This window comes from Mesorhizobium sp. B2-4-6, assembly GCF_006442775.1.
Classification (GTDB): Bacteria; Pseudomonadota; Alphaproteobacteria; order Rhizobiales; family Rhizobiaceae; genus Mesorhizobium.
The window spans coordinates 637,821-661,367 of record NZ_VFVI01000002.1 but is presented as its reverse complement, the minus strand read 5'-3'; the positions used below and the strand labels follow the sequence as shown (position 1 = coordinate 661,367).

Annotated in this window: 20 protein-coding genes and 1 riboswitch; of the genes, 8 read left to right on the top strand and 12 right to left on the bottom strand. The window is 64.4% G+C overall.

What is annotated here, in order from left to right; translation table 11 throughout:
- The first annotated feature begins 2 nt into the window (after positions 1-2).
- From FJ957_RS09160 to FJ957_RS09145, 4 genes are all read left to right on the top strand, one after another.
- Positions 3-968: a type II secretion system F family protein gene (locus FJ957_RS09160; RefSeq protein ID WP_140830599.1), complete on the top strand. Its 966-nt coding sequence runs from the start codon at positions 3-5 to the stop codon at positions 966-968.
- Position 969: 1 nt separating this feature from the next.
- Positions 970-1,932, top strand: a complete 963-nt coding sequence (locus tag FJ957_RS09155) for a type II secretion system F family protein (RefSeq protein WP_140830597.1) — start codon at positions 970-972, stop codon at positions 1,930-1,932.
- Between the two features lie 308 nt (positions 1,933-2,240).
- Positions 2,241-2,714: a hypothetical protein gene (locus FJ957_RS09150; RefSeq protein ID WP_140542191.1), complete on the top strand. Its 474-nt coding sequence runs from the start codon at positions 2,241-2,243 to the stop codon at positions 2,712-2,714.
- A gap of 179 nt (positions 2,715-2,893) precedes the next feature.
- Positions 2,894-4,066, top strand: a complete 1,173-nt coding sequence (locus FJ957_RS09145; RefSeq protein ID WP_140830596.1) for a GGDEF domain-containing protein — start codon at positions 2,894-2,896, stop codon at positions 4,064-4,066.
- Between the two features lie 14 nt (positions 4,067-4,080).
- Here FJ957_RS09145 and gcvP read toward each other — a convergent pair whose 3' ends face one another.
- Genes gcvP through gcvT form a run of 3 tightly spaced genes read right to left on the bottom strand, consistent with a single transcriptional unit; the run spans position 4,081 to position 8,384 of the window.
- Positions 4,081-6,891 (bottom strand): aminomethyl-transferring glycine dehydrogenase, encoded by a 2,811-nt coding sequence (gcvP, locus tag FJ957_RS09140; protein ID WP_140830594.1) that lies wholly within the window; start codon positions 6,889-6,891, stop codon positions 4,081-4,083.
- 17 nt (positions 6,892-6,908) lie between these two features.
- The gene (gene gcvH, locus FJ957_RS09135) at positions 6,909-7,277 is read right to left on the bottom strand and encodes a glycine cleavage system protein GcvH (protein WP_140830592.1); all 369 of its coding nucleotides are present in this window, start codon (positions 7,275-7,277) and stop codon (positions 6,909-6,911) included.
- A gap of 6 nt (positions 7,278-7,283) precedes the next feature.
- Entirely contained in the window at positions 7,284-8,384 is a 1,101-nt protein-coding gene (gene gcvT, locus FJ957_RS09130; RefSeq protein ID WP_140830590.1) for a glycine cleavage system aminomethyltransferase GcvT, read from the bottom strand.
- A 149-nt stretch (positions 8,385-8,533) separates the two neighbouring features.
- Positions 8,534-8,620: riboswitch (glycine riboswitch) on the bottom strand.
- 223 nt (positions 8,621-8,843) lie between these two features.
- Here gcvT and FJ957_RS09125 point away from each other — a divergent pair.
- Positions 8,844-9,848 (top strand): hypothetical protein, encoded by a 1,005-nt coding sequence (locus tag FJ957_RS09125; RefSeq protein ID WP_140830589.1) that lies wholly within the window; start codon positions 8,844-8,846, stop codon positions 9,846-9,848.
- Position 9,849: 1 nt separating this feature from the next.
- On the opposite strand, the gene FJ957_RS09120 is transcribed toward FJ957_RS09125, so the two are convergent.
- Entirely contained in the window at positions 9,850-10,713 is an 864-nt protein-coding gene (locus FJ957_RS09120) for a transporter substrate-binding domain-containing protein (protein ID WP_181180531.1), read from the bottom strand.
- Positions 10,714-10,800: 87 nt separating this feature from the next.
- Here FJ957_RS09120 and FJ957_RS32065 point away from each other — a divergent pair, with 87 nt between their 5' ends.
- Positions 10,801-11,403, top strand: a complete 603-nt coding sequence (locus tag FJ957_RS32065) for a DUF3011 domain-containing protein (protein ID WP_140830585.1) — start codon at positions 10,801-10,803, stop codon at positions 11,401-11,403.
- A 50-nt stretch (positions 11,404-11,453) separates the two neighbouring features.
- Here the strand turns inward: FJ957_RS32065 and FJ957_RS09110 are convergent, their stop codons facing one another.
- From FJ957_RS09110 to FJ957_RS09080, 7 genes are all read right to left on the bottom strand, one after another.
- The gene (locus FJ957_RS09110) at positions 11,454-11,909 is read right to left on the bottom strand and encodes a GNAT family N-acetyltransferase (protein ID WP_246685786.1); all 456 of its coding nucleotides are present in this window, start codon (positions 11,907-11,909) and stop codon (positions 11,454-11,456) included.
- Positions 11,881-12,672: a molybdopterin-binding protein gene (locus FJ957_RS09105; protein ID WP_140830584.1), complete on the bottom strand. Its 792-nt coding sequence runs from the start codon at positions 12,670-12,672 to the stop codon at positions 11,881-11,883. Before FJ957_RS09105 ends, FJ957_RS09110 begins: the two co-directional genes overlap by 29 nt.
- A 1-nt stretch (position 12,673) precedes the next feature.
- A complete protein-coding gene (locus FJ957_RS09100) occupies positions 12,674-13,555 on the bottom strand; it encodes a cytochrome b/b6 domain-containing protein (protein WP_140830582.1) in 882 nt (293 codons plus the stop codon).
- Between the two features lie 99 nt (positions 13,556-13,654).
- On the bottom strand, positions 13,655-14,326 hold the full coding sequence (locus FJ957_RS09095) for a DUF1345 domain-containing protein (RefSeq protein ID WP_140830581.1): 672 nt from the start codon (positions 14,324-14,326) through the stop codon (positions 13,655-13,657).
- Between the two features lie 26 nt (positions 14,327-14,352).
- Complete coding sequence (locus FJ957_RS09090; protein WP_140830579.1) at positions 14,353-14,820, bottom strand: YaiI/YqxD family protein; 468 nt, start codon at positions 14,818-14,820, stop codon at positions 14,353-14,355.
- 66 nt (positions 14,821-14,886) lie between these two features.
- Positions 14,887-15,456, bottom strand: coding sequence for an S-(hydroxymethyl)glutathione synthase (gene gfa / locus FJ957_RS09085; RefSeq protein WP_140830578.1), 570 nt, complete (start codon positions 15,454-15,456; stop codon positions 14,887-14,889).
- Between the two features lie 64 nt (positions 15,457-15,520).
- Positions 15,521-16,648, bottom strand: a complete 1,128-nt coding sequence (locus FJ957_RS09080; protein WP_140830576.1) for an S-(hydroxymethyl)glutathione dehydrogenase/class III alcohol dehydrogenase — start codon at positions 16,646-16,648, stop codon at positions 15,521-15,523.
- A 252-nt stretch (positions 16,649-16,900) separates the two neighbouring features.
- On the opposite strand from FJ957_RS09080, the gene FJ957_RS09075 reads away from it, so the two are divergent.
- Both FJ957_RS09075 and dnaE read left to right on the top strand, forming a co-directional pair.
- Complete coding sequence (locus tag FJ957_RS09075) at positions 16,901-18,913, top strand: acetyl/propionyl/methylcrotonyl-CoA carboxylase subunit alpha (RefSeq protein WP_140830575.1); 2,013 nt, start codon at positions 16,901-16,903, stop codon at positions 18,911-18,913.
- Between the two features lie 120 nt (positions 18,914-19,033).
- Complete coding sequence (dnaE, locus tag FJ957_RS09070; protein ID WP_140830573.1) at positions 19,034-22,558, top strand: DNA polymerase III subunit alpha; 3,525 nt, start codon at positions 19,034-19,036, stop codon at positions 22,556-22,558.
- A 1-nt stretch (position 22,559) separates the two neighbouring features.
- On the opposite strand, the gene FJ957_RS09065 is transcribed toward dnaE, so the two are convergent.
- Positions 22,560-23,447, bottom strand: a complete 888-nt coding sequence (locus FJ957_RS09065) for a DMT family transporter (protein ID WP_140830572.1) — start codon at positions 23,445-23,447, stop codon at positions 22,560-22,562.
- Positions 23,448-23,547 lie beyond the last annotated feature (100 nt).

Genomic DNA, 23,547 nt, shown 5'->3' with positions numbered 1-23,547 from the left:
CGGTGTTCGAGGGATTCAGCCCGGTCTATGTCGTCTACGCCGCGGCGGCGCTCACCGGCATCATGATCGCCGAGGGCCTTTATTTGCTCTATGCCGGGCGCAGCGACAAGCGCACGGCCATCAACCGGCGTATGAAGCTCGCGGAGAACAAGATCAGCCAGGAGCAGGTGCTGATCCAGCTGCGCAAGGAACGCGGGATCGACGGCGGCGGCTCCATCTTTTCCCTCGACCGCTTCCGCGCCCTGCGCACGCAGTCCGGCATGACCACGCCGCTGCCGAAATTCCTGACGATCACCTCGGGCGTGGCCGCGGCGCTGGCGCTTGTCGGCATCTGGAAGGGCCTGCCGCTCCTTTTCGGCCTCATCCTGTTTGTCTTGCTGTTGCCGGTGCTGCCGGTAATGGCCATGCGCTTCCTGCGCAAGCGCCGGCACAAGCGGTTCGGCATGCAACTGCCCGAGGCGCTGGAGCTGATCACGCGCGGCCTGAAGGCCGGCCATCCTGTGCCGGTGGCGGTTGCCATGGTGTCGCGCGAAATGGCCGATCCGATCGGCACCGAGTTCGGCGTCGTCGCCGACGAGGTGACCTATGGCTCCGACCTGGTCTCGGCGCTGAACAACCTTTTCGACCGGGTGGGGCATGAGGACCTGCCGCTGTTCGTCACGGCGGTGTCGATCCAGAGCAGTTCAGGCGGCAATCTGCGCGAGATCCTCGACGGCCTGTCGGCGACGATCCGCGACCGCGGCAAGCTGCGCCGCAAGGTGCGCGCCATTTCGACGGAAGGGCGTATGTCGGCTTACATCCTGACCGCGGTCCCCGTGCTTCTGTTTACTGCCATCATGGTGCTGATGCCGCAATTCTACCAGGATGTCTGGGACGTGCCGAAGACCTGGTACATGCTGGGCGGCTCCGTTTTCTGGCTGCTGCTTGGCAACGCCATCATGTTCAAGATGTCGAATTTCAGGTTCTGAGATGGAAGACGTCATCCGCTTCCTCGCTTCGCTCGCGCCGACCTCACCGATGCCGGTCGCCGTGCTGCTCCTCGTGCTGGGCGGCGGCGCCGTCGCCTGGCCGCTGGTGCTCGCCAAGGGCGATCGCGGCGACGTCAAGCGCCGGCTGAAGGTGGAGATTTCGCAGCCGGCCGAGCAGGCGGAGCCCGCGCCTAAGAAGAGCACCAACGCCGTGCGCGAGAAGGCGGTGAAACGGGCGCAGGAGTTCTATGCCAAGAGCGATCCGGAAAATGTCGCGCGGCTGCGCCTGAAGCTCATCCAGGCCGGCTACATGGAGCCGCGCGCCGTCGGCATGTTCTTCCTGATCCGTTTCGCCGCGCTCGTCGGCGCGGCGCTCGGCGCATTCCTGGTCAACCACTGGGCTGCCAGTGCCGAGTCGACCATGACCAGCCGCTGGACCTTCATCATCCTGTCGGGTGCCGGCGGCTATTTCCTGCCTGGTCTGGTGCTGGCGCAGAAGGTTCGGGAAAAGATGCGCGAATACCGCAACGGCTTTCCCGATTTCATGGATTTGATGATCGTCTGCTCCGATGCCGGCATGAGCATGGAGGCCGGCATCGAGCGGGTCTCCAGGGAGCTTGCCAGGACCTACCCGTCGCTCAGCCAGAACCTGATCCTGGTGTCGCTGGAGTTGCGGGCCGGGCGCAGCCTCGACGACGCCCTGAAGGCGCTTGCCGACCGCCTCAGCCTCGACGAGGTTCGCTCCTTCGCGACGCTGCTGCAGCAATCCAAGGAACTCGGCACCAGCCTGTCGGGCTCGCTGCGCGTCTTTTCCGACGAAATGCGGCACAAGCGCATGTCGCTGGCCGAGGAGAAGGCGCATGCCCTGCCGGCCAAGATGTCGGTCCCGGTGACGGTTTGCATCCTTCCGGTGGTGCTGATGATCGCCATCATACCGATCGTCGTGAAGCTGACCGCGCACTAAGGATGCAGGTGAGGCCGGCCTGCAAATGGCGGCCTCCTGCGCTTCCGTACTTCAAGTACGCTCGCTGTGGCCTTCGCTGGCCGAAGCCCTCATAAGTATCTCCGCTCCATGAAGGCCACGGCCGGAGTAGGCCGGTTCTCGGAACCCGTCGCTCTCGGCCCGGCCCGACCTGAATCCGGGCAGCCGTGGTTAACGCATCCTCTGCGGGCAACCAAAATTTAGCTGCATTTCGGCACCGAAGCTTAATCGCTCTTCTGTATGGTTTTTCCTGAAGAACGACCCGGCAAATCGGGCGATGGGGCAGGGGCATGCGTCAGAGACTTCCCAGGGCAGCGGCAGCGTTGGCGGCCGTCTTGATGATTACCGGCTGCACGACGAACAACAATGTCGACACGACCAAGACCACGGCGATCCAGCCGGTGGCCAAGGATGTGAGCGCCAACGACCTCGTTGAAGGCAAGGCTCAGTTCCGCGAGGCGAATTTTGGCCTTGCCGAACAGCATTTCCGCAAGGCGGTCGAACTCAAATCCGACAATGCCGAGGCCTGGATGGGGCTTGCCGCATCCTATGACGAGCTTGGCCGCTTCGACTTCGCCGATCGCGCCTATATGCAGCTGTTGAAGGTCGCCGGGCGCAAGCCGCAGATCGTCAACAATATGGGTTATTCGCAGCTTCTGCGCGGCAACAAGAAGAAGGCGCGCGCGCTGCTGCTCGAAGCCAAGGCCGGCATGGCCGACCAGACGGTGGTCAACGCCAATCTGGCGCTGCTCGACAAGGGCTGATCCGTCTGCGGGTTCCCGTTTCCCGTGTATCCTCACGGGATTTCGCCTCACATGTCGACGCTTTGTAAACCCTGTGTCGAGGTAGCGTTGGGCATCGCCCGAAAACGGTTTGCGCCAGCCGCAGTCAGCCTACATTGGGGGACGGGCACCGGTTAGACGCTAGAGGCAGTTCTTCACGGATGTTGGATTTCAGTTCGCTCCTGCTCGCGGCGGCGCTGTCGGGCACATGCCTCAGCATTACCATGTTTGCCATCTGGCTCACCACGCCGCGGGCGCGCTTCGTGCTCACGGTCGCCTGCGGCACCCTGGTGCTCGTCGCCCATGTCGTCGCGTTCTGGCGCTATGCCAAGGATGCCGATCCCTGGCTGTGCCAGGTCGTGCTGGCGCTGTTGACCCTGGGTTTCCTGATCATCTGCCTGTCGGCCATGCAGTATCTCGGCTTTCGCGACTATCGCCGCGCCATCGTGCCGGCACTGGCCGCGATGGCGGCCTGCGCGCTGGTCACCTATCTCGGCTTCGACGGCATCGGCTTCCAGATCACCTATGCGGCCGTGACGGCGCTGCTCGCGGCGATCGGGGCGATGTTCTGGATGAAGGGGGATCACGACCGGCGAATCCTTCTGGTCGTCTCCTTCCTCAGCGGAGCCTGCGGTCTGTCCTTCGCGCTGTGCGGCCTGGTGTTGCTGGTCCAGGGGCAATGGGTCCTCGGCGCCGCGCCCGACAATTGGGCGGAACGGCTGAATTCCGTCGTCGCGGTCGCCTGCATGACCGGCCTCGGCGCGCTGACGCTTTCGCTGCACCACCTGCAGGCGCAGATCGAGCTCAAGGCCGAAACGATGACCGATCCGTTGACCGGCCTGATGAACCGCAGGGCGCTCAACGAGCTTTACGGCGATCGCAGCTTCGGTCCGTTCATGGCGATCGCGATGTTCGATCTCGACCATTTCAAGATGACCAACGACGTCTTCGGTCATCCCGTCGGCGATCAGGTGCTTTGCCGCTTCGCGGCGGTGATCAAAAAATACGGCAGGGCAGGTGTCGACGCATTCCGGCTGGGCGGCGAGGAATTCGCGCTCGTCATGGCGCGCGTGACACCGGAAAAGGCGCATGACATGGCCAGCCGTATCGGCGTCGCTTTCGGCACCGAGATCGTTGCGACCCATCGCGGCCCGCTGCGCAGCAGCGTCAGCGGCGGCGTGGGATTCGGCTCGACCGCCGGTCGCCCCCTCGACGAGGTGCTGGCGCAAGCGGACGCCGCGCTTTATGCGGCCAAGCGTGCAGGACGCAATCGCGTCATCGCTCAGACCGAATTGGGCCAGCCCGATGTGGGGCCGGCCCTGAAAACCGCCTGAGCAAAACCTGGCTGCTATTCCGCGGCGCCGAGATATTCCGACAGCGGTGGGCACGAGCAGACCAGGTTGCGGTCGCCGGCGACATTGTCGATGCGCGAGACCGGCGGCCAGTATTTCGCCGACAGATCGGCGTCGCCCGCCGGATAGGCCGCCTCCAGCCGCGAATAGGGATGCTTCCACTCACCGGCAAGCGCTTCCGCCGCGGTGTGCGGGGCGTTGACCAGCGGGTTGTCGCTGGACGGCCACTCGCCCTTCGCCACTTTCGCCGCCTCGCCTGCGATGGCGATCATCGCCTCGCAAAAACGGTCGAGCTCACGCTTGGGCTCGGACTCGGTCGGCTCGACCATCAGCGTGCCGGCAACCGGGAACGACATGGTCGGCGCATGGAAGCCGTAGTCGATTAGGCGCTTGGCGATGTCGTCGACGCTGACGCCGGCGCTTTCCTTGAGCACGCGCGTGTCGAGGATGCATTCATGCGCGATGCGATCGCTCCTGCCTTTGTAGAGCAGCGGGTAGTGCGGCGCGAGCCGCGTCGCCACGTAGTTGGCGGAAACGATCGCCGTCTCGGTCGCCTGCTTCAGGCCGGAGCCGCCCATCATACGGATGTACATCCACGTGATCGGTAGGATCGACGCACTGCCGAAGGGCGCGGCGGCAACGGCATGCGCCGAGCCTTCGGTGACATGGCCAGGCAAATAGGGTTTCAGATGCGCCCTGACGCCGATCGGGCCGACGCCCGGGCCGCCGCCGCCATGCGGGATGCAGAAGGTCTTGTGCAGGTTCATGTGGCAGACGTCGGCGCCGATGTCGCCGGGGCGGGCGAGGCCGACCAGGGCGTTGAGGTTGGCGCCGTCGAAATAGACCTGGCCGCCATGCTCGTGGATCAGTGCGCAGAGATGGCGCGCCCCTTCCTCGTAGACGCCATGCGTCGAAGGGTAGGTGAACATCAGCGCCGCGAGGTTCTTGGAATGCTCGTTGGCCTTGGCGCGCAGATCGTCCATGTCGATGTTGCCGTCGTCCAGGCAACGCACGACGACGACGCTCATGCCGGCCATCGCGGCGCTCGCCGGATTGGTGCCGTGCGCGGAGGACGGGATCAGGCAAACGGTGCGGTGGCCGTCGCCGCGCGCGCGGTGATAGGCGCGGATGGCGAGCAGGCCGGCATATTCGCCCTGGCTGCCGGCATTGGGCTGCAGGCTGACGGCGTCGAAACCGGTGATTTCCGACAGCCAGGTCTCCAGATCGCCGACCATCTTGCGATAGCCCTCGGAATGGCCGGCCGGCGCGAAAGGATGCAGATTGGCGACGCTCGGCCAACTCACAGGCATCATCTCGGCGGCGGCGTTGAGCTTCATGGTGCAGGATCCGAGCGGGATCATGGTGCGATCGAGCGCGAGGTCCTTGTCGGCCAGCCTGCGCAGGAAGCGCATCATCTCGGTTTCGGAACGGTTGTCGTGAAAGACCGGCTGGGTGAGGAATTCCTTGCCGCGCGGCTTGCCAGGCATGGAGCTGCCTTCCGTCGCGCCGGGCTTGGCCCCGAACAGGGCGGCGATCGCCTCGAGGTCGGCTTCCGTGGAAGTCTCGTCGAAGGCGACACTGACGCAGTCGGCATCGATGACGCGCAACAGCCGGCCGGTCTTCTCGGCTGCAGCGGCTATTGCCGCGGCCTTGCCCTTCATTTCCGCCGTCACTGTGTCGAAGCGGCTTGTGCCAAGCACAGCAACGCCCGCAGCCTTGAGACCCAAGGCGAGGCGGCCGGCCAACCCGTGGATCTGACCGGCAATCGCCTGCAGGCCGGTAGGACCGTGCCAGATCGCATAGGCCGTCGCCATATTGGCCAACAGCGCCTGCGCGGTGCAGATGTTGGAGGTCGCCTTGTCGCGGCGGATGTGCTGCTCGCGCGTCTGCAGCGCCAACCGGTAGCCCGGGCGGCCCATGGTGTCCGTCGACTGGCCGACGAGGCGGCCGGGCATCAGGCGGGTCAGCTTGTCGGAAACGGCGCAATAGGCGGCATGCGGGCCGCCAAAGCCCATCGGCACGCCGAAACGCTGCATCGGACCGACGGCGATGTCGGCGCCAAGCTTCGCCGGCGCGTCCGTCAGCGTGAGCGCCAGCGGGTCGGCGATGAAGACGACGAGCGCGCCGGCGGCACGGGCTTTCTCGATCACCGCCTTGTGGTCGCCGTAGACGCCGAATGTGTCCGGCCAGGATACGAGCAGGGCGGCGGTGTTGTCGTCGATCGTCTCGCCATCGACCTCGATGCCGAGCGGTTCGGCGCGGGTGCGCACGACGTCCAGCGTCTGCGGATGCGGCGTGCCGGCAAGCGCCACCTTGGTTCGCTTGTCGCGGTGGTGGCGCAGCGCGATGCCGACGGCTTCGGCGACGGCGGTGGCTTCGTCGAGCAGCGAGGCGGACGCCACCGGCAGGCCGGTCAGTTCCGTCACCAATGTCTGGAAGTTGAACAGCATTTCCAGCCGGCCTTGGCTGATCTCGGCCTGGTAGGGGGTGTAGGCCGTGTACCAGGCCGGGTTCTCGAACAGGTTGCGCTGGATGACCGGCGGCACGAAGACGCCATGATAGCCGGCGCCGATGAAGCTTTTCAGCACCGTGTTCTTCGCCATGATCGCAGACAGTTCGGCCAGGGCTTCCGCCTCGCTGGCCGGAGCGGGCAGGTTGAGCGGCTGGTCGAGGCGGATCGATCTCGGCACGGCCTGGCTGATCAACGTTTCGACGGACGGAACGCCGAGCACGGCAAGCATGGCTCTGACATCGTTGACGCCCGGGCCGATATGGCGGGCCGAGAAGGGAGTAAGCGCTGCGGTCATGTCTGTATGTCCTGATATCAGCCGATATGGGCTTTGTAGCCGGCCTCATCCATGAGGCTGTCGAGCTGGCTTTCGTTGGCGAGCTTCATCTTCCAGAGCCAGCCGTCGCCGGTCGCGGCCGAGTTGACCAGCGAGGGATCGGCCGACAGCGAGGCGTTGGCCTCGGTGATCTCGCCGTCGACCGGTGCGTAGACGTCCGACGCCGCCTTGACGGATTCGACGACCACGGCGGTGTCGCCCTTGGCGAGCTTGCGGCCGATTTCCGGCAACTCGACGAAAACGAGATCGCCGAGCTGTTCCTGCGCATAGTCGGTGATGCCGACAGTGGCGACGCCGCTTTCGACGCGCAGCCACTCATGGTCTTCGGTGAAATAGGTCTTTGCCATTGGGTCTTATCCTTTACGGTAGCGATGCGGGGTGAAGGGCAGGGACGCGACGTCGACCGGGATTTTCGTCCCGCGGACGTCGGCGAAAAGTTTCGTGCCGGGCTTGGCCAGCGGGGTGTTGACGTAGCCCATGGCGACGGGGTGCCCGGTCGAAGGGCCGAAGCCGCCCGAGGTGACGTGGCCGGCCGGATTGCCGTCGGCGTCGATGAGCGCCGCGCCGGCGCGCACCGGCTGACGCCCGTCCGGCTTCAGGCCGACGCGCTTCCGCGACGGTCCACGCTCGATGACAGAGCGCAGCGTGTCGGCGCCGATGAAATGACCCGAGGCCCGAACCTCCTTGGGAATCGCCCACATCAGTCCGGCGCTTGCCGGGTCGATCTCCGGCGTCAGGTCCTGGCCGTGCAGGCAAAGCCCGGCCTCGAGCCGCAGGCTGTCGCGGGCGGCAAGGCCGATCCACTGCACGCGCTCGTCTTCCAGGAGTCTGGCGACAAGATCGCGGGCATCCCTCTCCGGCAGGCCGATCTCGAAACCGTCCTCACCGGTGTAGCCGGAACGGCTCATGAACCAGTTTTGCCTGGGCTCGACCCCGTGCATGAAGAGCAGCGAGCCGGTTTCGATGCCGGCCCGCGCGAGGGCTGCCCAGGCGTCCGGTCCCTGGATCGCCAGGAAGACGCGGTCAAGCGGCTCGACCTTGGCGTCGAAATCGGCGGAGAGGTCGCGCAGATGCTTCTCGTCCTCGACGGCGTTGCCGGCGTTGGCCACCACCATGAACCGGTCATCGCCCAAGCGCGTCACGATCAGGTCGTCGATGATGCCTGCCGCCTCGTTGAGGAAGAAAGTGTATTTGGACTGCGAGATGTCCAGCGCGCCGGCATCGAGCGGGCAGGCGCGGTTCAACAATGCGATGGCTCCCGGACCGGCGACCTCGAACAGCTTCATATGCGAGATGTCGAACAGGCCGGCATGGTCGCGTGAGTGAAGATGCTCCTTCATCACGCCGGGCGGGTAGGTGAGCGGCATCGACCAGCCGGCGAAGGCGCCGAAACGCGCGCCAGCGGCCTGATGCAAATCCTCAAGGGGTAGATGTCTGGTGTCGTCGCCTGTCATGTCTTCTCCAGAGTCGCACGCAATCGACCGCCGGTGGCGGCCTAATTCGTGCCCCTCTGTCTGAAGCCTGAGAGACTCGCGCCCCGTAACTCTGTCGGCAGCGCTTACACCTTCGGCGCGGGACGAATCCCGACTTTCCAGAGTTGTCTTTCCCGTCCACGGTTCTTTTGCCTGAGAGATTTCGGGCGATTTCCCCTTCGGCGACAGCTTGCGCTGCTCTCTCCCGCAAACAGGTAGGACTCAGTCGCCTGAGCCCCCGACGCGCCATCCATAGCCCGTCGGCGACACCTTGTCACCTCCCAGCGACATTTAAAGCGCGCTCTGCTCTTCGGCGACATGCATTGGCCGAGAAGGCTTCGCTAACCACGCCGTTTGCCGGTTTCTCAAGACAATGCTGATAAAGCTCGGTGGGGTAATGCACTGAGTTCGCCGGCAACGGGCGACGGGCAGGGACGGCAAATGGGCGAATTGATCATGAGCGCTCCGGTGGCGGGGCTGACCTCGAAGAACAAGATCGCGGCCGAAGACGTGACGATGCTGCGGCGCGAGGTTTTCGCGGATGGCGTGGTGAGTCGCGGCGAGGCGGAGGCGCTGTTCGCGCTCGACCAGACGGCGCGCGACAAATGCCGCGAATGGGCGCCGTTCTTTGTCGAGGCGGTGACCGACTATATCGTCCATCAAGAAAAGCCGGAAGGCTATATCTCCGAGCAGAATGCCGACTGGCTGGTCCGCACGATCTCGCGCGACGGCATGGTCGACGGCCACACCGAGCTGGAGCTGCTGGTGCATGTGCTGGAGGAAGCGAAATCCTCGCCCGGCCAGCTCTCGGCCTATGCGCTGGAACAGGTTGCGCATGCGGTAATCGACGGCAAAGGCCCGTTGATGCTCGGCGGCGATCTCGTGCCCGGGCTGATCGCCAAGGCCGAGGTCGATCTGTTGCGGCGCATCCTCTATGCCTATGGCGGCGACGGCAACATCGCCATCAGCAAGGCCGAGGCGGAGGTCCTGTTCAGGATCAACGACCGGACCGCGGCCGCCGAAAACGATCCGTCCTGGAACGACCTCTTCGTCAAGGCGATCGCCAACTATGTCATGTGCTCGACCGGCTACGAGCCACCGACGCGGGAAGTGGCGCTGCGCCACGAGACCTTCCTCGACGAGGCAGGCCCGACGCTTGGCGGTTTCTTCAGCCGGATGGTCTCGGGTGGATTCGCCGCGATCCTCGAAGCCTACCATTCGCCCGGCGATATCGAGGCGGAATGGGAAGCCAGGAACCGGGCCACAGAAGCGCTTGCCCGCCGCGCCGAGACGATCGATGCGGGCGAGGCCGAATGGCTGGCCGCGCGCGTCGGCGGCGGCCAGCGGCCGCTGCGCGACAACGAGCGCGCGCTGCTGACGCTGATCAGGCATGCTTCGCCGGAAATCCATCCGGCGCTGAAGCCGCTGCTTGAGAAAGTGGCCTGACCTACTGCTTCGGCTTGGTCTGTTCCGGCTTGGCCTGGTCCGCTTTGGCCTTGTCCGGCTTGGCCGAGGTATCGAAGCGTGACAGCCATTTGAAGCCGCCGAACCAGTAGCGGCGGACACCGGCGATGGTGCCGTCGGCTGTGCGCGCGCCGATCCAGTTGTTGACGTACTGGATGAGGCGGATGTCGTCGGGGCGCATCGCGAAGGCTTCCGGCGTGCGCAGAAGCGGGCCGCCGACCAGCCTGAATTTCGCATCGTAGAGCCTCGCCGCCATCTGCGGAGTCGGCGAGGTGGCGACCATCGCCTGCGCGTCGCCGCCGATGATCGCGGCAAAGACATCGGCGGTGTTGTCGAAGGACAGGATGTTCGCCTTCGGAAAGGCTTCCCTAGCGGCTGCCTCGTCCGTGGAGTTGGACAGCACGGCGATCTTATATCCGGGCGCCGCCAGCGCCCTTCCAGGCCTTTTGCCGAGGCTGGCGATCGAGGCCACCATGCGGATGTCGGCGGTGCCGGTCGGATTGGAGAACACAATTTCGCGGGCGCGCTCCGGCGTGCTGGCATAGCCAGCCGCAACCAGATCGAAGTCGCCTTTGAGCAGCCGCGCCTTCAAGTCGTTCCACGGCACTTCGACCAATTTCAGGTCGACGCCGAGATCGGACGCCAGGGCGCTGGTGAGGTCGACATCATAGCCCGCGAATTTGCCGTCCGCGTTCTTGAGGACCCATGGCGGGTTGAGCGCCACTCCGACCGTCAGTGTCTTCTGGTCGATGACGCGCTTGAGGCTGTCGTCGGCGCGAGCCGGCAATAACGCCAGCCAGGCAGAGAGAACAAGTATGATCGCCGCGATCGTTTTGTTAGCGCGCATGAATATATCCTCGCTGCAACCCGTCTGGTTGTAAGACTTACACAGAGGTGCCATTCTGTCGATAGCGAACCCAATTGGAGACTTGCGATGTCGGCGCGAATGGCGGTTACCGGTTCGATGGTGTTGCTGGCCAGCTTCCTGGGCAATCCGGCGAAGCTGTCGCTGCTGCCCGATGCCGCGCAGGCCGCGGGCCCGATGCGCCTGGTCTGCTCGAGTTCCAATTACCGCTACTCCTATTGCGGGGTCGACACCCGTGGCGGCGTGCAATTGACCGGCCGGCTATCGAAGTCGCGTTGCCAATTCGGCACGAGCTGGGGTTATGACGGCGGCGGCATCTGGGTGGACAAGGGCTGTTCGGCGCAATTCCTGGTCGCCGGCTCCGGCCGCAGGCCGTCTCCGGGCGATGCGGCGGCGGCCATCATCGTTGGCGGCATTGTCGGTGCCATCCTCGACGACAATGACAGGCACGGCCGCCATTCGGACAATTACTATCCGAGGCCGAAGCCGCGCCGCGACGATCGATGGATCGACCCGACGCCGCAATTCGACAGGGACGGCAATGCCAATTTCGATACCCACGGCAACTATCAGGGATGCCACGGCATGGGCTGCATGGTGGACAATCCGGGTGAGATGGGAGATGCGCCGCCCGAGCCCGGTCAAACCACGTTCGACAGTTCGGACGATTGATCGCGTCGCAAAGCTGCGCACGCTGAACGCCCCGCTCGTCCGGCCGCTGCTTAGCGGGAACCGATCGTCTTGCAAAGGATGATGTTGGAATGGCCTTCGGGCCACCCTGTCAATTCAGCCATGCGCTCGAAGCCGGCCTTTTCGTACAAGCCCGGTGCCTGGAAGTCGTGGGTCGAAACCCATATCCGCAGCGAGCCGCGCGCGGCAGCCTCCGCGACGAAGGCATCGAGCAGCTTCCTGCCGTGGCCGAGGCCCCGATAGGCCTCGTCGACCCACATCAGCGTGAGCTCGGCGATGCCGGCCCAGGAATAGCCCGCGGCGGCTCCGACGACGCGCCCTTGCTCATCCCGCAGTGCAAGGACGAGGGCGCGGTCGTCGCCACGACCGGTCAGCCGCCGGTTGTCGTTGTCGAGACGCTGCTCGATCGCGTCGAGCCCGGCTGCCGCAAGATCGTGCTCGGCCTGCAGGCGAGGACCATCAAATCCCGCCATACCAGTCGTAGCCATTGTCCTCCCAGTAGCCGCCGCGGCCGCCGCCGACATTGGCAAAACTGTCGACCAGCTCGATCTTGTAGATGTATTTGGGCATCTTGTAGCCGAGCTGGCGCTCGACCCGCACGCGAAGCGGCGCGCCGTTCTCGACCGGCAAGGGCTTGCCGTTCAGGCCATAGGCCAGAATCGTCTGTGGATGGCGGGCGTCGATCAGGTCGATGGTGCCGTAATATTTGATGTTGCCGGACAGGCTTTGCTCGATCGTGTCGAGGCAGTGGAACATGACATAGCGGGCCTGCGGCTTGACCACCGCCTGGTCCAGCACCAGCGACAGCGGCGTGCCGGTCCATTTGGCGATGCAGCTCCAGCCTTCGACGCAGTCGTGGCGCGTGATCTGGGTGCGGCTCGGCATGTTCTGGAGTTGCTCGCGGGTCAGCGACAGCGGTTTTTCGACCAGGCCTGAAACCTCCAGGCGCCAGTCCGCGAAATTGTTGGCGAGCAGACCCTTGTAGGTGTCGTCATCGGGCGCCGTGATGCCATTCGGCCGTTGCGGCTGGCGCATATCGGCCTCGGTGAATTCCGGCGCCAGCGCGTCGCGGCCGGCAAGCAGGCGCTGCGCGCGCCAGGTCAGGCCGTTGGCGTTTTCGAGGAAGCTGCGCAGGCCGCCGCCGATGCCGAGGCCGCTGTCGAAGGCATCGCAACCCGACAGCGCGATGCCGGACAGGCCGAGGCTGCTGGCGGTCAGGAATTTACGGCGACTGATCTGGAATTTAGCCATGTCAGGCGCTCCTCTCGGTGGGCTGGTCGTGCTTCGCCTGGGGGTCGGTGCGGTACCAGCCGGTGATGATCGAGCGCAGTTCGTTGATCGGGCCGGCGGCGAGGATCATCAGGATATGGATGACGAAGAAGCCGACCAAAAGCACCATGACGGTGAAATGGATGGTCCGCGCCGTCTGCCTGCCGCCGAGTATCTCATTCAGCCAGGGCAACACCGAATTCATGCTCGGCGACATGGCCAGGCCGGTGACGATCATCAGCGGCAGCAGCACGAACAGCACGCCGCCATAGGCCATTTTCTGCAGCGTGTTGTATTCGCGCGTATGGTGGAACTTCAGCTTGGCATGGTCGACGATGTCGCGCGGCAGCTTGCGAAGGTCCGACACGCGAGGGGCGAGATCGCGGCGGATATGGCCGTTGATCAGGCCGGCGATCAGCCAGACGAGCAGCGTCGTGGTCAGGATCCAGGCGAAGAAGAAATGCACGACGCGGGCGGTGCCGAGATCGTAATAGGAGGGAATCGTCGCCCAGGCCGGGAAGGCGCGCGGCGTCTCTTGTCCCGGCGGCCCGGACCAGCCGAGCACGCCTGTGGTGTCGAAGCGATGGCCGAAGATTTCGGTGAAACCGCGCGGTCCGTTCGCGGTGTTCTCGGCGCCGATCTGGAGGATGGTGTTGTGGAACTCGAAGCCGGACTGCTTGCCGACATAGAGCTGCGGCCGCGCATTGAAGATCTGCAGACCGGAAAGCAGCATGAAGAACAGCGAGAAAGCCCAGAGCCAATGGGTAAGGCGGGTCCAGCCCGACTGCCGGTAAATGAGCGGCCCATTTTTCGGCGCAGGTTTATCGGCCTCTGCTACCGGCTCGTTCCTGGCAATGGCTTCCATCTTCGTCTCCGGCCCTGCATCGCTCACCGCTTACCGGCTTGCGTTCTTCCTCCCAATACGCCGTCAGGCAAAGCGTTGTTTCATGCGATCACGGATTTATTACGGAGAACCCAGGCTGACCGCCAGATTGACCGCCGCGGCAACGATCACCGTGTTGAAGAAAAAAGTCAGGACCGAATGGACGAGCACGACTAGCCGCATCCGCGAGGTGGTGATGGCCGTGTCCGCCGTCTGCGCCGTCATACCGATGACCGTCGCGAAATACAGGAAGTCCCAGCCTTCCGGTCTTTTGCCGCCTGGAAAATCGAGGCCGCCGACCGGCAGCTTCTTCCGGGTTTTCTCGTCGAGTTCGTCGCCATCCTTCCAATAGACATGCGCATAGTGCAGCGACGCCATGGCATGGATGGTGAACCAGCCGAGCGGGATCGACAGCATGGCGAAGCCGAGCTGCACGGGATGCGCGGCATCCTTCTGGTTGATGAGCAGGAACAGCGACACGATGGCCGCGCCGACGACAAAGAGCGTGACGGCGAAGATCAGAAGGACGGGCAGATCGGTCGAGCGCGCGTTCTTGCTGAGATAGCGCCCGGTAAGGCTGGGCATCAGGGCCAGCACCAGGGCGATATAGCTGACGAAGAACACATTGGCGCCGATCGAGTAGGGCAGCGGCGCGCGCAGCAACAAGGCAAGAAGCAGCGCGACGATGCCGATGGCCGCAGCGAGGGCGAACTGCATGTGCCGATGCATCGGCGTGTTGAGATCCTCACCCATGGCCCGAGGCCCCTGAAGACGTTGGATCAGTCCGGTGTGACGGATTTCAAAGCCCGCCGCAAGATGCGGTCGAGCTCGCCGAGAAACTGCGAGCGGTCCTTCTGGGTGAAGGAGGCGTTGAAGCCCCGGCTCTCGCCGGTTTCGCGCAGATGCTGCTTGAGGTCGCGCATCGCCACCGCCATGCCGATGGTTTCCGGCGTGAAGGGGCGGCCGGTGGGGCCGAGCACATGCGCGCCGAGCGCCACCGTGCGCGCGGCAAGTGGAATGTCGGCCGTCACCACGACATCGTTGGCCTTGGCATTCTCGACGATCCAGTCGTCCGCCGCGTCCGCGCCCTTGGAGACGACGACGTTGCGGACCATCGGATCGCGCGACGGCCGCAGGCCGCCATTGGAGACATAGGTGACGACGACGCCATGGCGCTCCGCGACCTTCTCGACCTCGGCCTTGACCGGGCAGGCGTCGGCATCGACGTAGATAACGGGTGCGAGCATCGTTACTTCCAAACAAATATGGGGCCGGCGTGTCAGCCAGCCCCATGGCAGAAATCGCAGAATTTGTCAGGCCGCCAAGGCGCCCGACTTCTTGGCGGTCCAGGTGGCGATATAGTCCATCAGGCCGGGGTTGAGGCAGTCATAGGGTTCGAGCCCTATCGACTTCAGCTGGCCGCGGATGCCGTCCATGCGGTTCGGATCGACGCCGGATTCGATGATCGAGGAGACGAAGGCGGTGAAGCCCGGCGGCGACCAGCCATCCTCCTCGAAGCGTTCGGGATGGATGAAGGACAGGCCCTTGAAGGGATGGTCGCGCTCGACCGGGCCGTACATGTGGACGCCGCAGCCGGTGCAGGCATGGCGCTGGATCAGCGCTGCCGGGTCGACCACCTTCAGCTTGTCGCCGTTCTCCGTCACGGTGACATCGCCGCTGCCGGCAACGGCCACTACCGAGAAGATAGCGCCGTCCGGCTTCCAGCATTTGGTGCAGCCGCAGGCGTGGTTGTGGGCGATCTGGCCCTTGACCTTCACCTTCACCGGATTGCTGGTGCACAGGCAGACCAGCGTGCCGCCGGCGAAGCTTGCGCTTTCCCTGGGCAAGCCGTTGTCGATCGAGTGATGCAGTTTCTCGGCCATTTACACTTCCTCCCGTTTGACCACAGAAGTCGCGGGCGCTCGGCCGGCGGCCTAGTGGCTTTCCTCAGTAAACCACGACGCTCCGGATCGACTTGCCCTCATGCATGAGGTCGAAGCCCTTGTTGATGTCCTCGAGCTTCAGCGTATGGGTGATCATCGGATCGATCTGGATCTTCTTTTCCATGTACCAGTCGACGATTCTGGGCACGTCGGTGCGGCCGCGCGCGCCGCCGAAGGCGGTGCCCATCCAACTGCGCCCGGTGACCAGCTGGAACGGCCTGGTCGAGATCTCCTGGCCGGCGCCGGCAACGCCGATGACGACCGACTTGCCCCAGCCGCGATGCGAGGCCTCCAGCGCCTGGCGCATCACCTTGGTGTTGCCGGTGCAGTCGAAGGTGTAGTCGGCGCCGCCGATCTGGTCGGCGCCGCGCTTGGTCAGGTTGACCAGGTAAGGCACGACGTCGCCCTCGATCTCCTTCGGATTGACGAAATGCGTCATGCCGAACTTCTCGCCCCAGGGCTTCTTGTCGTTGTTCAAATCGACGCCGATGATCATGTCGGCGCCGGCAAGGCGAAGCCCCTGGATGACGTTCAAGCCGATGCCGCCGAGGCCGAAGACCACGGCGGTCGCACCCTGCTCGACCTTGGCGGTGTTGATCACGGCGCCGATGCCGGTCGTCACGCCGCAGCCGATGTAGCAGATCTTGTCGAAGGGGGCGTCGGGATTGACCTTGGCGACCGCGATTTCCGGCAGCACGGTGAAGTTGGAAAAGGTCGAGCAGCCCATGTAATGAAACAGCTTGTCCTTGCCCATCGAGAAGCGCGAGGTGCCGTCGGGCATCAATCCCTGGCCCTGCGTGGCGCGGATGGCGGTGCACAGATTGGTCTTGCGCGACAGGCACGACGGGCACTGCCGGCATTCGGGCGTATAGAGCGGGATGACATGGTCGCCCTTCCTGACCGAGGTCACGCCCTTGCCGACATCGACGACGACGCCGGCGCCCTCATGGCCGAGAATCGCCGGAAACAGGCCTTCCGGATCAGCGCCCGACAGCGTGAACTCGTCGGTATGGCAGATGCCGGTCGCCTTGACCTCGACCAGCACCTCGCCGTCGCGCGGCCCTTCGAGGTCCACCTCCATGATCTCAAGCGGCTTTCCGGCGGCAACGGCAACGGCGGCACGCGTTTTCATGAGGCACTTCTCCCAAGGCAGTCTGTAAGTTTTAGCTAACGGCAAGCTGTCCGTGGCGAATGGCAGCCTGCCATCCGTTCGGCGTCACGGGCAAGCTTAGCGAGTTCCGCGCTGGCGGCCAACGTCTGTTGCGACGTTTTTCGGCGCGGTTTCCGCAATCGGCGCCAGCCGTGGGAGGTGGCCCGCGGGCACTTGAGGCGCGCCGGAATTGTCCATAGAACTGGACCGCTTCGCCGGAGGGACGACATCCGAATGTTCAAGAAAATCCTGATCGCCAATCGCGGCGAGATCGCCTGCCGTGTGATCAAGACGGCGCGAAAGATGGGGATCGCCACCGTCGCGGTCTATTCGGATGCCGACCGCGATGCCGTGCATGTCGAAATGGCCGACGAAGCGGTGCATATCGGACCTTCGCCGGCGGCACAGAGCTATCTGGTCCCTGAGAAGATCATCGCTGCCTGTAAGGAGACCGGCGCGGAAGCCGTGCATCCGGGTTATGGCTTCCTGTCCGAGCGTGCCTCTTTCTGCGAGGCGCTGGAGAAGGAAGGCATCGTCTTCATCGGGCCGAAGCCCAAGGCCATCAAGGCGATGGGCGACAAGATCGAATCGAAGAGGTTCGCCAGCGAGGCCAAGGTCTCGACCGTGCCTGGATGGCTGGGTGTCATCGAAGACGCCGACCATGCCGAACGGATCGCCGGCGAGATCGGCTATCCGGTCATGATCAAGGCCTCGGCCGGCGGTGGCGGCAAGGGCATGCGCATCGCCTGGAGCAAGGCGGAGGTGCGCGACAGTTTCGACCGGGCGCGTTCGGAAGCGAAAAGCTCCTTTGGCGACGACCGCGTCTTCATCGAGAAGTTCGTCGTCGACCCGCGCCATATCGAGATCCAGGTGCTGGCCGACGCGCATGGCACCGCGCTCTATCTCGGCGAGCGCGAATGCTCGATCCAGCGCCGCAACCAGAAAGTGGTCGAAGAGGCGCCGTCGCCATTCCTCGATGCCAAGACCAGAAAGGCGATGGGGGAGCAGGCGGTGGCGCTGGCCAGGGCCGTCGACTACCAGAGCGCCGGCACGGTCGAGTTCATCGTCGACAAGGATAAGAAGTTCTATTTCCTTGAAATGAATACGCGATTGCAGGTCGAGCACCCGGTGACCGAGCTTGTGACCGGCATCGACCTGGTCGAACAGATGATCCGCGTCGCCGCCGGCGAGAAGCTCGGCATCAAACAGGGCGACGTGAAGCTCAACGGCTGGGCGGTGGAAAGCCGTCTTTACGCTGAGGATCCTTTCCGCAACTTCCTGCCCTCGATCGGCCGGCTGACCCGTTACCGGCCGCCGGCGGAGGGCACGTTCGGCGATGTCGTGGTCCGCAACGATACCGGCGTCGCCGAAGGGTCGGAAATCTCGATGTTCTACGACCCCATGGTGGCCAAGCTCTGCACCTGGGCGCCGACCAGGCTTGAGGCGATCGACGCGATGTCGGAGGCGCTGGACAGTTTCGTCGTCGACGGCATCGAGCACAACATCCCGTTCCTTTCGGCGCTGATGCAGCACCCGCGCTGGCGCGAGGGGAGGCTGTCGACCGGCTTCATCGCGGAGGAATATCCGGACGGCTTCGCGCCGGTCGAGCCGGATGGCGGGGAGAGGGCGGTGTTCGCCGCCGTTGCAACCGCGATCGAACTGCTGCGCCGCGACCGGCTCGATCGCCTGGGCGGCCGGCTGGCGCCGCATTCCGGCCATCTCAAGCGCGATTGGGTGGCGAAGATCGACGCTGACTATCTTCCGGTCGAAATCGTCGACGGCATGGTTTCCATCCCGATGGAGGTCGATCTGTCGATCGATGGCGGCAGGCCGCTGACCGTCGCTTCGGACTGGCGGCCGGGCGACGCGATCTGGCGGGGCACGGTTGGCGGCAAGAACATCGCCGCCCAGATCCGCCCGATGCTGAACGGTTTGCGCATCGCCTGGAAAGGCATGTCGGTGACGGCTCAAGCCATGCTGCCGCGCACCGCGGAGCTCGAAAGGCTGATGCCGGAAAAGCTGCCCCCCGACACCTCGAAGATGCTGCTCTGCCCGATGCCTGGGCTCGTCGTCTCGATCGCCGTCGCCGAGGGCCAGGAGGTCAAGGCCGGCGAGACGCTGGCCGTGGTCGAGGCCATGAAAATGGAGAACGTGCTGCGCGCCGAACGCGACCTCACCATTGCCAAGCTCAACGCCAAGCCGGGCGACAGCCTGGCGGTCGATGCGGTGATCATGGAGTTCGCCTGAAACGAGGCGATACGGGGCCGCAAGCCTGTGGCCTGTGGGTCGATTGTGCTGGACTGGCATGGCCCCGTCCGGAACAATACATCTGCATGGACTTGAGTCTTTGGGACGGCGCGAAAAAATATGGCGGATGAACGACTTCCACGCGACCCGTTGCAGCGCGAAGCAGCCGTGAGGGCCGCGCGGCCGGAAGCGCCGGCGCGGACCTTCATCCATCTGCGCGTGCATTCGGCCTATTCGCTGCTGGAAGGCGCCTTGCAGCTTGGCGCGATCGTCGGCCATGCCGTCAAGGACGAGGCGCCGGCGATCGCGGTCACCGACACCAACAATTTGTTCGGGGCGCTCGAATTCGCCCAGAAGGCGGTCAAGGACGGCATCCAGCCGATTATCGGCTGCCAGGTCGATCTCACCTTTTCCGGCGAGGCGAGCGATAGCCAGCGAGACCGCCGCCGGCATGGACCGGAAATGTCACCTGTCGTGCTGATCGCCGCCAGCGAGGCTGGCTATGCCAATCTCGTGCGGCTGATCAGCAAGGTCTATCTGGAGACGCCGCCCGGCGAGCCGGTGCACCTGACCAGCACGATGCTGGAAGGCCGGTGCGACGGGCTGATCTGCCTCACCGGCGGGCCGCGCGGCCCGATCGGCACCGCTCTGAAGGCCGACCGGCGCGATCTTGCCGAACAGCGGCTGCTCTTCCTCAAAGGCCTGTTCGGCGACAGGCTCTATGTCGAGCTGGAGCGGGTCGCCGGCTATGACCGCATGGTCGAGAAGTCGACGGTCGACCTTGCCTATACGCATGAGCTGCCGCTGGTCGCCACCAACGAGGCGTTCTTCTTCAAGCGTGACGACTATGAGGCGCATGACGCTTTGATCGCCATCGCCGAGGGCTCGGTGGTGGCCGCCGACAACCGCCGGCGGCTCGCCGCGGACAATTTCCTGCGCAGCCAGGCCGATATGGCGCGGCTCTTCTCGGACCTGCCGGAAGCGATCGACAACACGGTCGAGATCGCCATGCGCTGTTCCTATTATCCGAAGAACCGCAGCCCGATCCTGCCGCGCTTCACCGGCGCCGACGCCGCAGACAAGGACGCGGCCGAGAAGGCGGAGGCGGCCGAGCTCGCCCGCCAGGCGCGCGAAGGGCTGGAGGCGCGGCTTGCCGCGCACGGGCCGACGCCCGGCTACACGGTCGAGCAATATCGCGAACGGCTCGAGTTCGAGCTTGGCATCATCGAGAAGATGAAGTTCCCGGGCTACTTCCTGATCGTTGCCGACTTCATCAAATGGGCGAAGGCGCAAGGCATTCCGGTCGGGCCGGGCCGCGGTTCGGGCGCCGGCTCGCTGGTCGCCTATTCAACCACCATCACCGACATCGACCCGCTGCGTTTCTCGCTGCTGTTCGAGCGCTTCCTCAATCCGGATCGCGTGTCGATGCCCGACTTCGACATCGACTTCTGCCAGGACCGGCGCGAGGAGGTGATCCGCTACGTCCAGCAGAAATACGGCCGCGACCAGGTCGGGCAGATCATCACCTTCGGTACGCTGCAGGCGCGCGCCGTGCTGCGCGACGTCGGCCGTGTGCTGCAGATGCCCTACGGCCAGGTCGACAAGCTCTCCAAGATGGTGCCGCAGAACCCCGCCAATCCGGTCAAGCTGGCGGATGCCATCGCCAACGAGCCGCGCTTTGCCGAGGAAGCGGAGAAGGAACCGATCGTGCAGACGCTGCTCGACACGGCGCAGAAGCTCGAAGGCCTCTACCGCCATGCTTCGACGCACGCGGCCGGCATCGTTATCGGCGATAGACCTTTGTCGGAACTGGTGCCGATGTATCGCGATCCGCGCTCGGACATGCCGGTCACCCAGTTCAACATGAAATATGTCGAGCAGGCCGGCCTGGTGAAGTTCGACTTCCTCGGCCTGAAGACGCTGACCGTGCTGGAGACCGCGGTGAAGCTGATCCGCCGGCGCGGCGTCGACATCGATCTGGCGACGATCCCGCTCGATGACCCAGACACCTACGCCATGCTGTCGCGCGGCGAGGTGGTCGGCGTGTTCCAGGTTGAAAGTGCGGGCATGCGCAAGGCGCTGATCGGCATGCGGCCCGACTGCATCGAGGACATCATCGCGCTGGTGGCGCTCTACCGCCCCGGCCCGATGGAGAACATCCCGACCTACAACGCCAGAAAGCATGGCGAGGAAGAGATGGCCTCGATTCATCCCAAGATCGACCATCTGGTGAAGGAGACCCAAGGGGTCATCGTCTATCAGGAACAGGTGATGCAGATCGCGCAGGAGCTGTCCGGCTATTCGCTCGGCGAAGCCGACCTGCTGCGCCGCGCCATGGGCAAGAAGATCCGCGCCGAGATGGACAAGCAGCGCGAGCGCTTCGTCTCGGGCGCGGTCGAGCGCGGCGTCAGCAAGCCGCAGGCCGACTTCATCTTCGACCTCTTGGCCAAGTTCGCCGACTACGGCTTCAACAAGTCGCATGCGGCGGCCTACGCGGTCGTTTCCTACCAGACCGCCTATCTCAAGGCGCATTACCCGGTCGAGTTCCTGGCGGCGTCGATGACGCTCGACATGAGCAACACCGACAAGCTGGCCGATTTCCGCCAGGACGCCATGCGCCTCGGCATCGAGGTGGTGGCGCCGTCGGTGATGTCGAGCTTCCGCCCCTTCGAGGTCGGCGAGAACAAGATCTTCTATTCGCTGGCGGCGCTCAAAGGCGTCGGCGATGCGGCGGTCGAGCACATCGTCGAGAAGCGTGGCCAAAAGCCGTTCAAGAACCTTGCCGATTTTTGCGAGCGCGTCGATCCGAAGATCGTCGGCAAGCGCGTTTTCGAAAGCCTGATCATGGCGGGCGCGCTCGATTGCTTCGGCCACGACCGCGCCCAGATGACGGCCGGAGTCGAGCGCATGATGGGCCTGGCCTCGCTGGCGCAGCAGAACGCCATTTCCGGCCAGGCCGACATTTTCGGCGCATCGCTTGGGAGCCAATCGCAGGCGCTCAACCTGCCCGCGACCGATCCGTGGCTTGCCGCGGACCGGCTGCACCGCGAGTTCCAGGTGGTGGGCTTCTACCTCTCGGCTCATCCGCTCGACGAGTACAAGGCGGCACTTCAGAAGATGCGGGTGCAGAACTGGGCGGAATTCTCGGCTGCGGTCAAACGCGGCGCAGCGGCCGGACGCCTCGCCGGCACGGTCACCTCCAAGCAGGAGCGCAAGACTCGCACCGGAAACAAGATGGGCGTGGTGCAGTTTTCCGACACGACGGGACAGTATGAGGCTGTGCTGTTTTCCGAAGGTCTGGCGCAGTATCGCGACATGCTGGAGCCCGGCAGTTCGGTGGTGATTATGGTTGCAGCCGAAGACAGGCCTGAGGGCGTAAACCTGCGCATCAACTCGGTGCAATCACTGGACGACGAAGCCAGCCGCATCCAGAAAGCGCTACGCATTTTTGTCAGAGACGATGGGCCATCATCGATCATTCAATCGCAGCTCAAACAGCGTGGCGACAGTCAAGTCAGCATCATCGTTCTCAAGGGAGAGGCGCAGGGCGAGGTTGAAATCGGCTTGGGTAATTATCGCGTCTCGCCGCAAATCGCTTCTGCCATGCGTGCGGTGCAGGGCGTGGTGGAAGTGGAGTTGGTCTAGCTCAGGGCGTTGCCGCCTCCGCCTCTGCCGCTTGCGGTGTCTTGCGCTGCAAATTGAGCAGATTGCCCATCAGGATCAGCGCCGCGCCGCCGGCGGTGAAGACGTCGATCTGCTCGTGATAGAGCAGCCAGCCGACCAGCGCCGACAGCGGCACGCGCAAAAAATCCATCGGCGAGATGATGGTGGCGTCGGCGTGGGTGAGAGCGCGCGCCAGGCAGAAATGCGACGACATACCGGTGAAGGCGATGATGAAGATCCAGGGCCAGAGGCCGGGCGAGGGGGTGTGCCAGCCATAGAGAGCGGGGATCAAGCCAACCACCGACTGGATGATCAGCATCCAGAAGATGATGCGCACCACGCTTTCGGTCTTGGTCATCGACTTGACCAGCACCATCGAGATGCCGAAGCAGGCCGCGGCGCCCAGGACGACGAGGTGGCCGGGGTCCATCGAACCGGCGCTTGGGCGCACGATGACGACCACGCCGATCAGACCAAGCACGATCGCCGTGAGCTTCGACCGGGACAGTTTTTCCCCCAGAAAGCTGACGGCGAGAATCGCCGTCCAGATCGGCGTGGTGAACTCGATCGAGATCAGCACGCCCAGCGGAATGAGCGTCAGCGCGTAGAGCCAGGCGGCCTGGCCGGTATAGTGGATGATGTTGCGGGCGATATGGGCGAACGGACGCTCGGTGCGCATCGCGGCAAAACCGCCGCTCATCATCACCAGCGGCAAAAGGATGAACAAGCCGATCACCGAGCGCAACTCCAGCACCTGGAAGACGTTGAGCTCGGCGGTCGTCTCGCGGCCGGCAACCGACATCGCCAGCATCGAGGCGATTGACAGAGCCATCCAGAACGCGGCTTTTGGGATCGAGGGAGCGGGCGCCATTTGGGGCCTATGTCGCAAGCCAGGTCCTGGGCCGCAACCGTTAGTGGCGTCATTCCACTGGGCCAGCCGGACTGGATGTCAAGAAACCGTCATCGCCGCG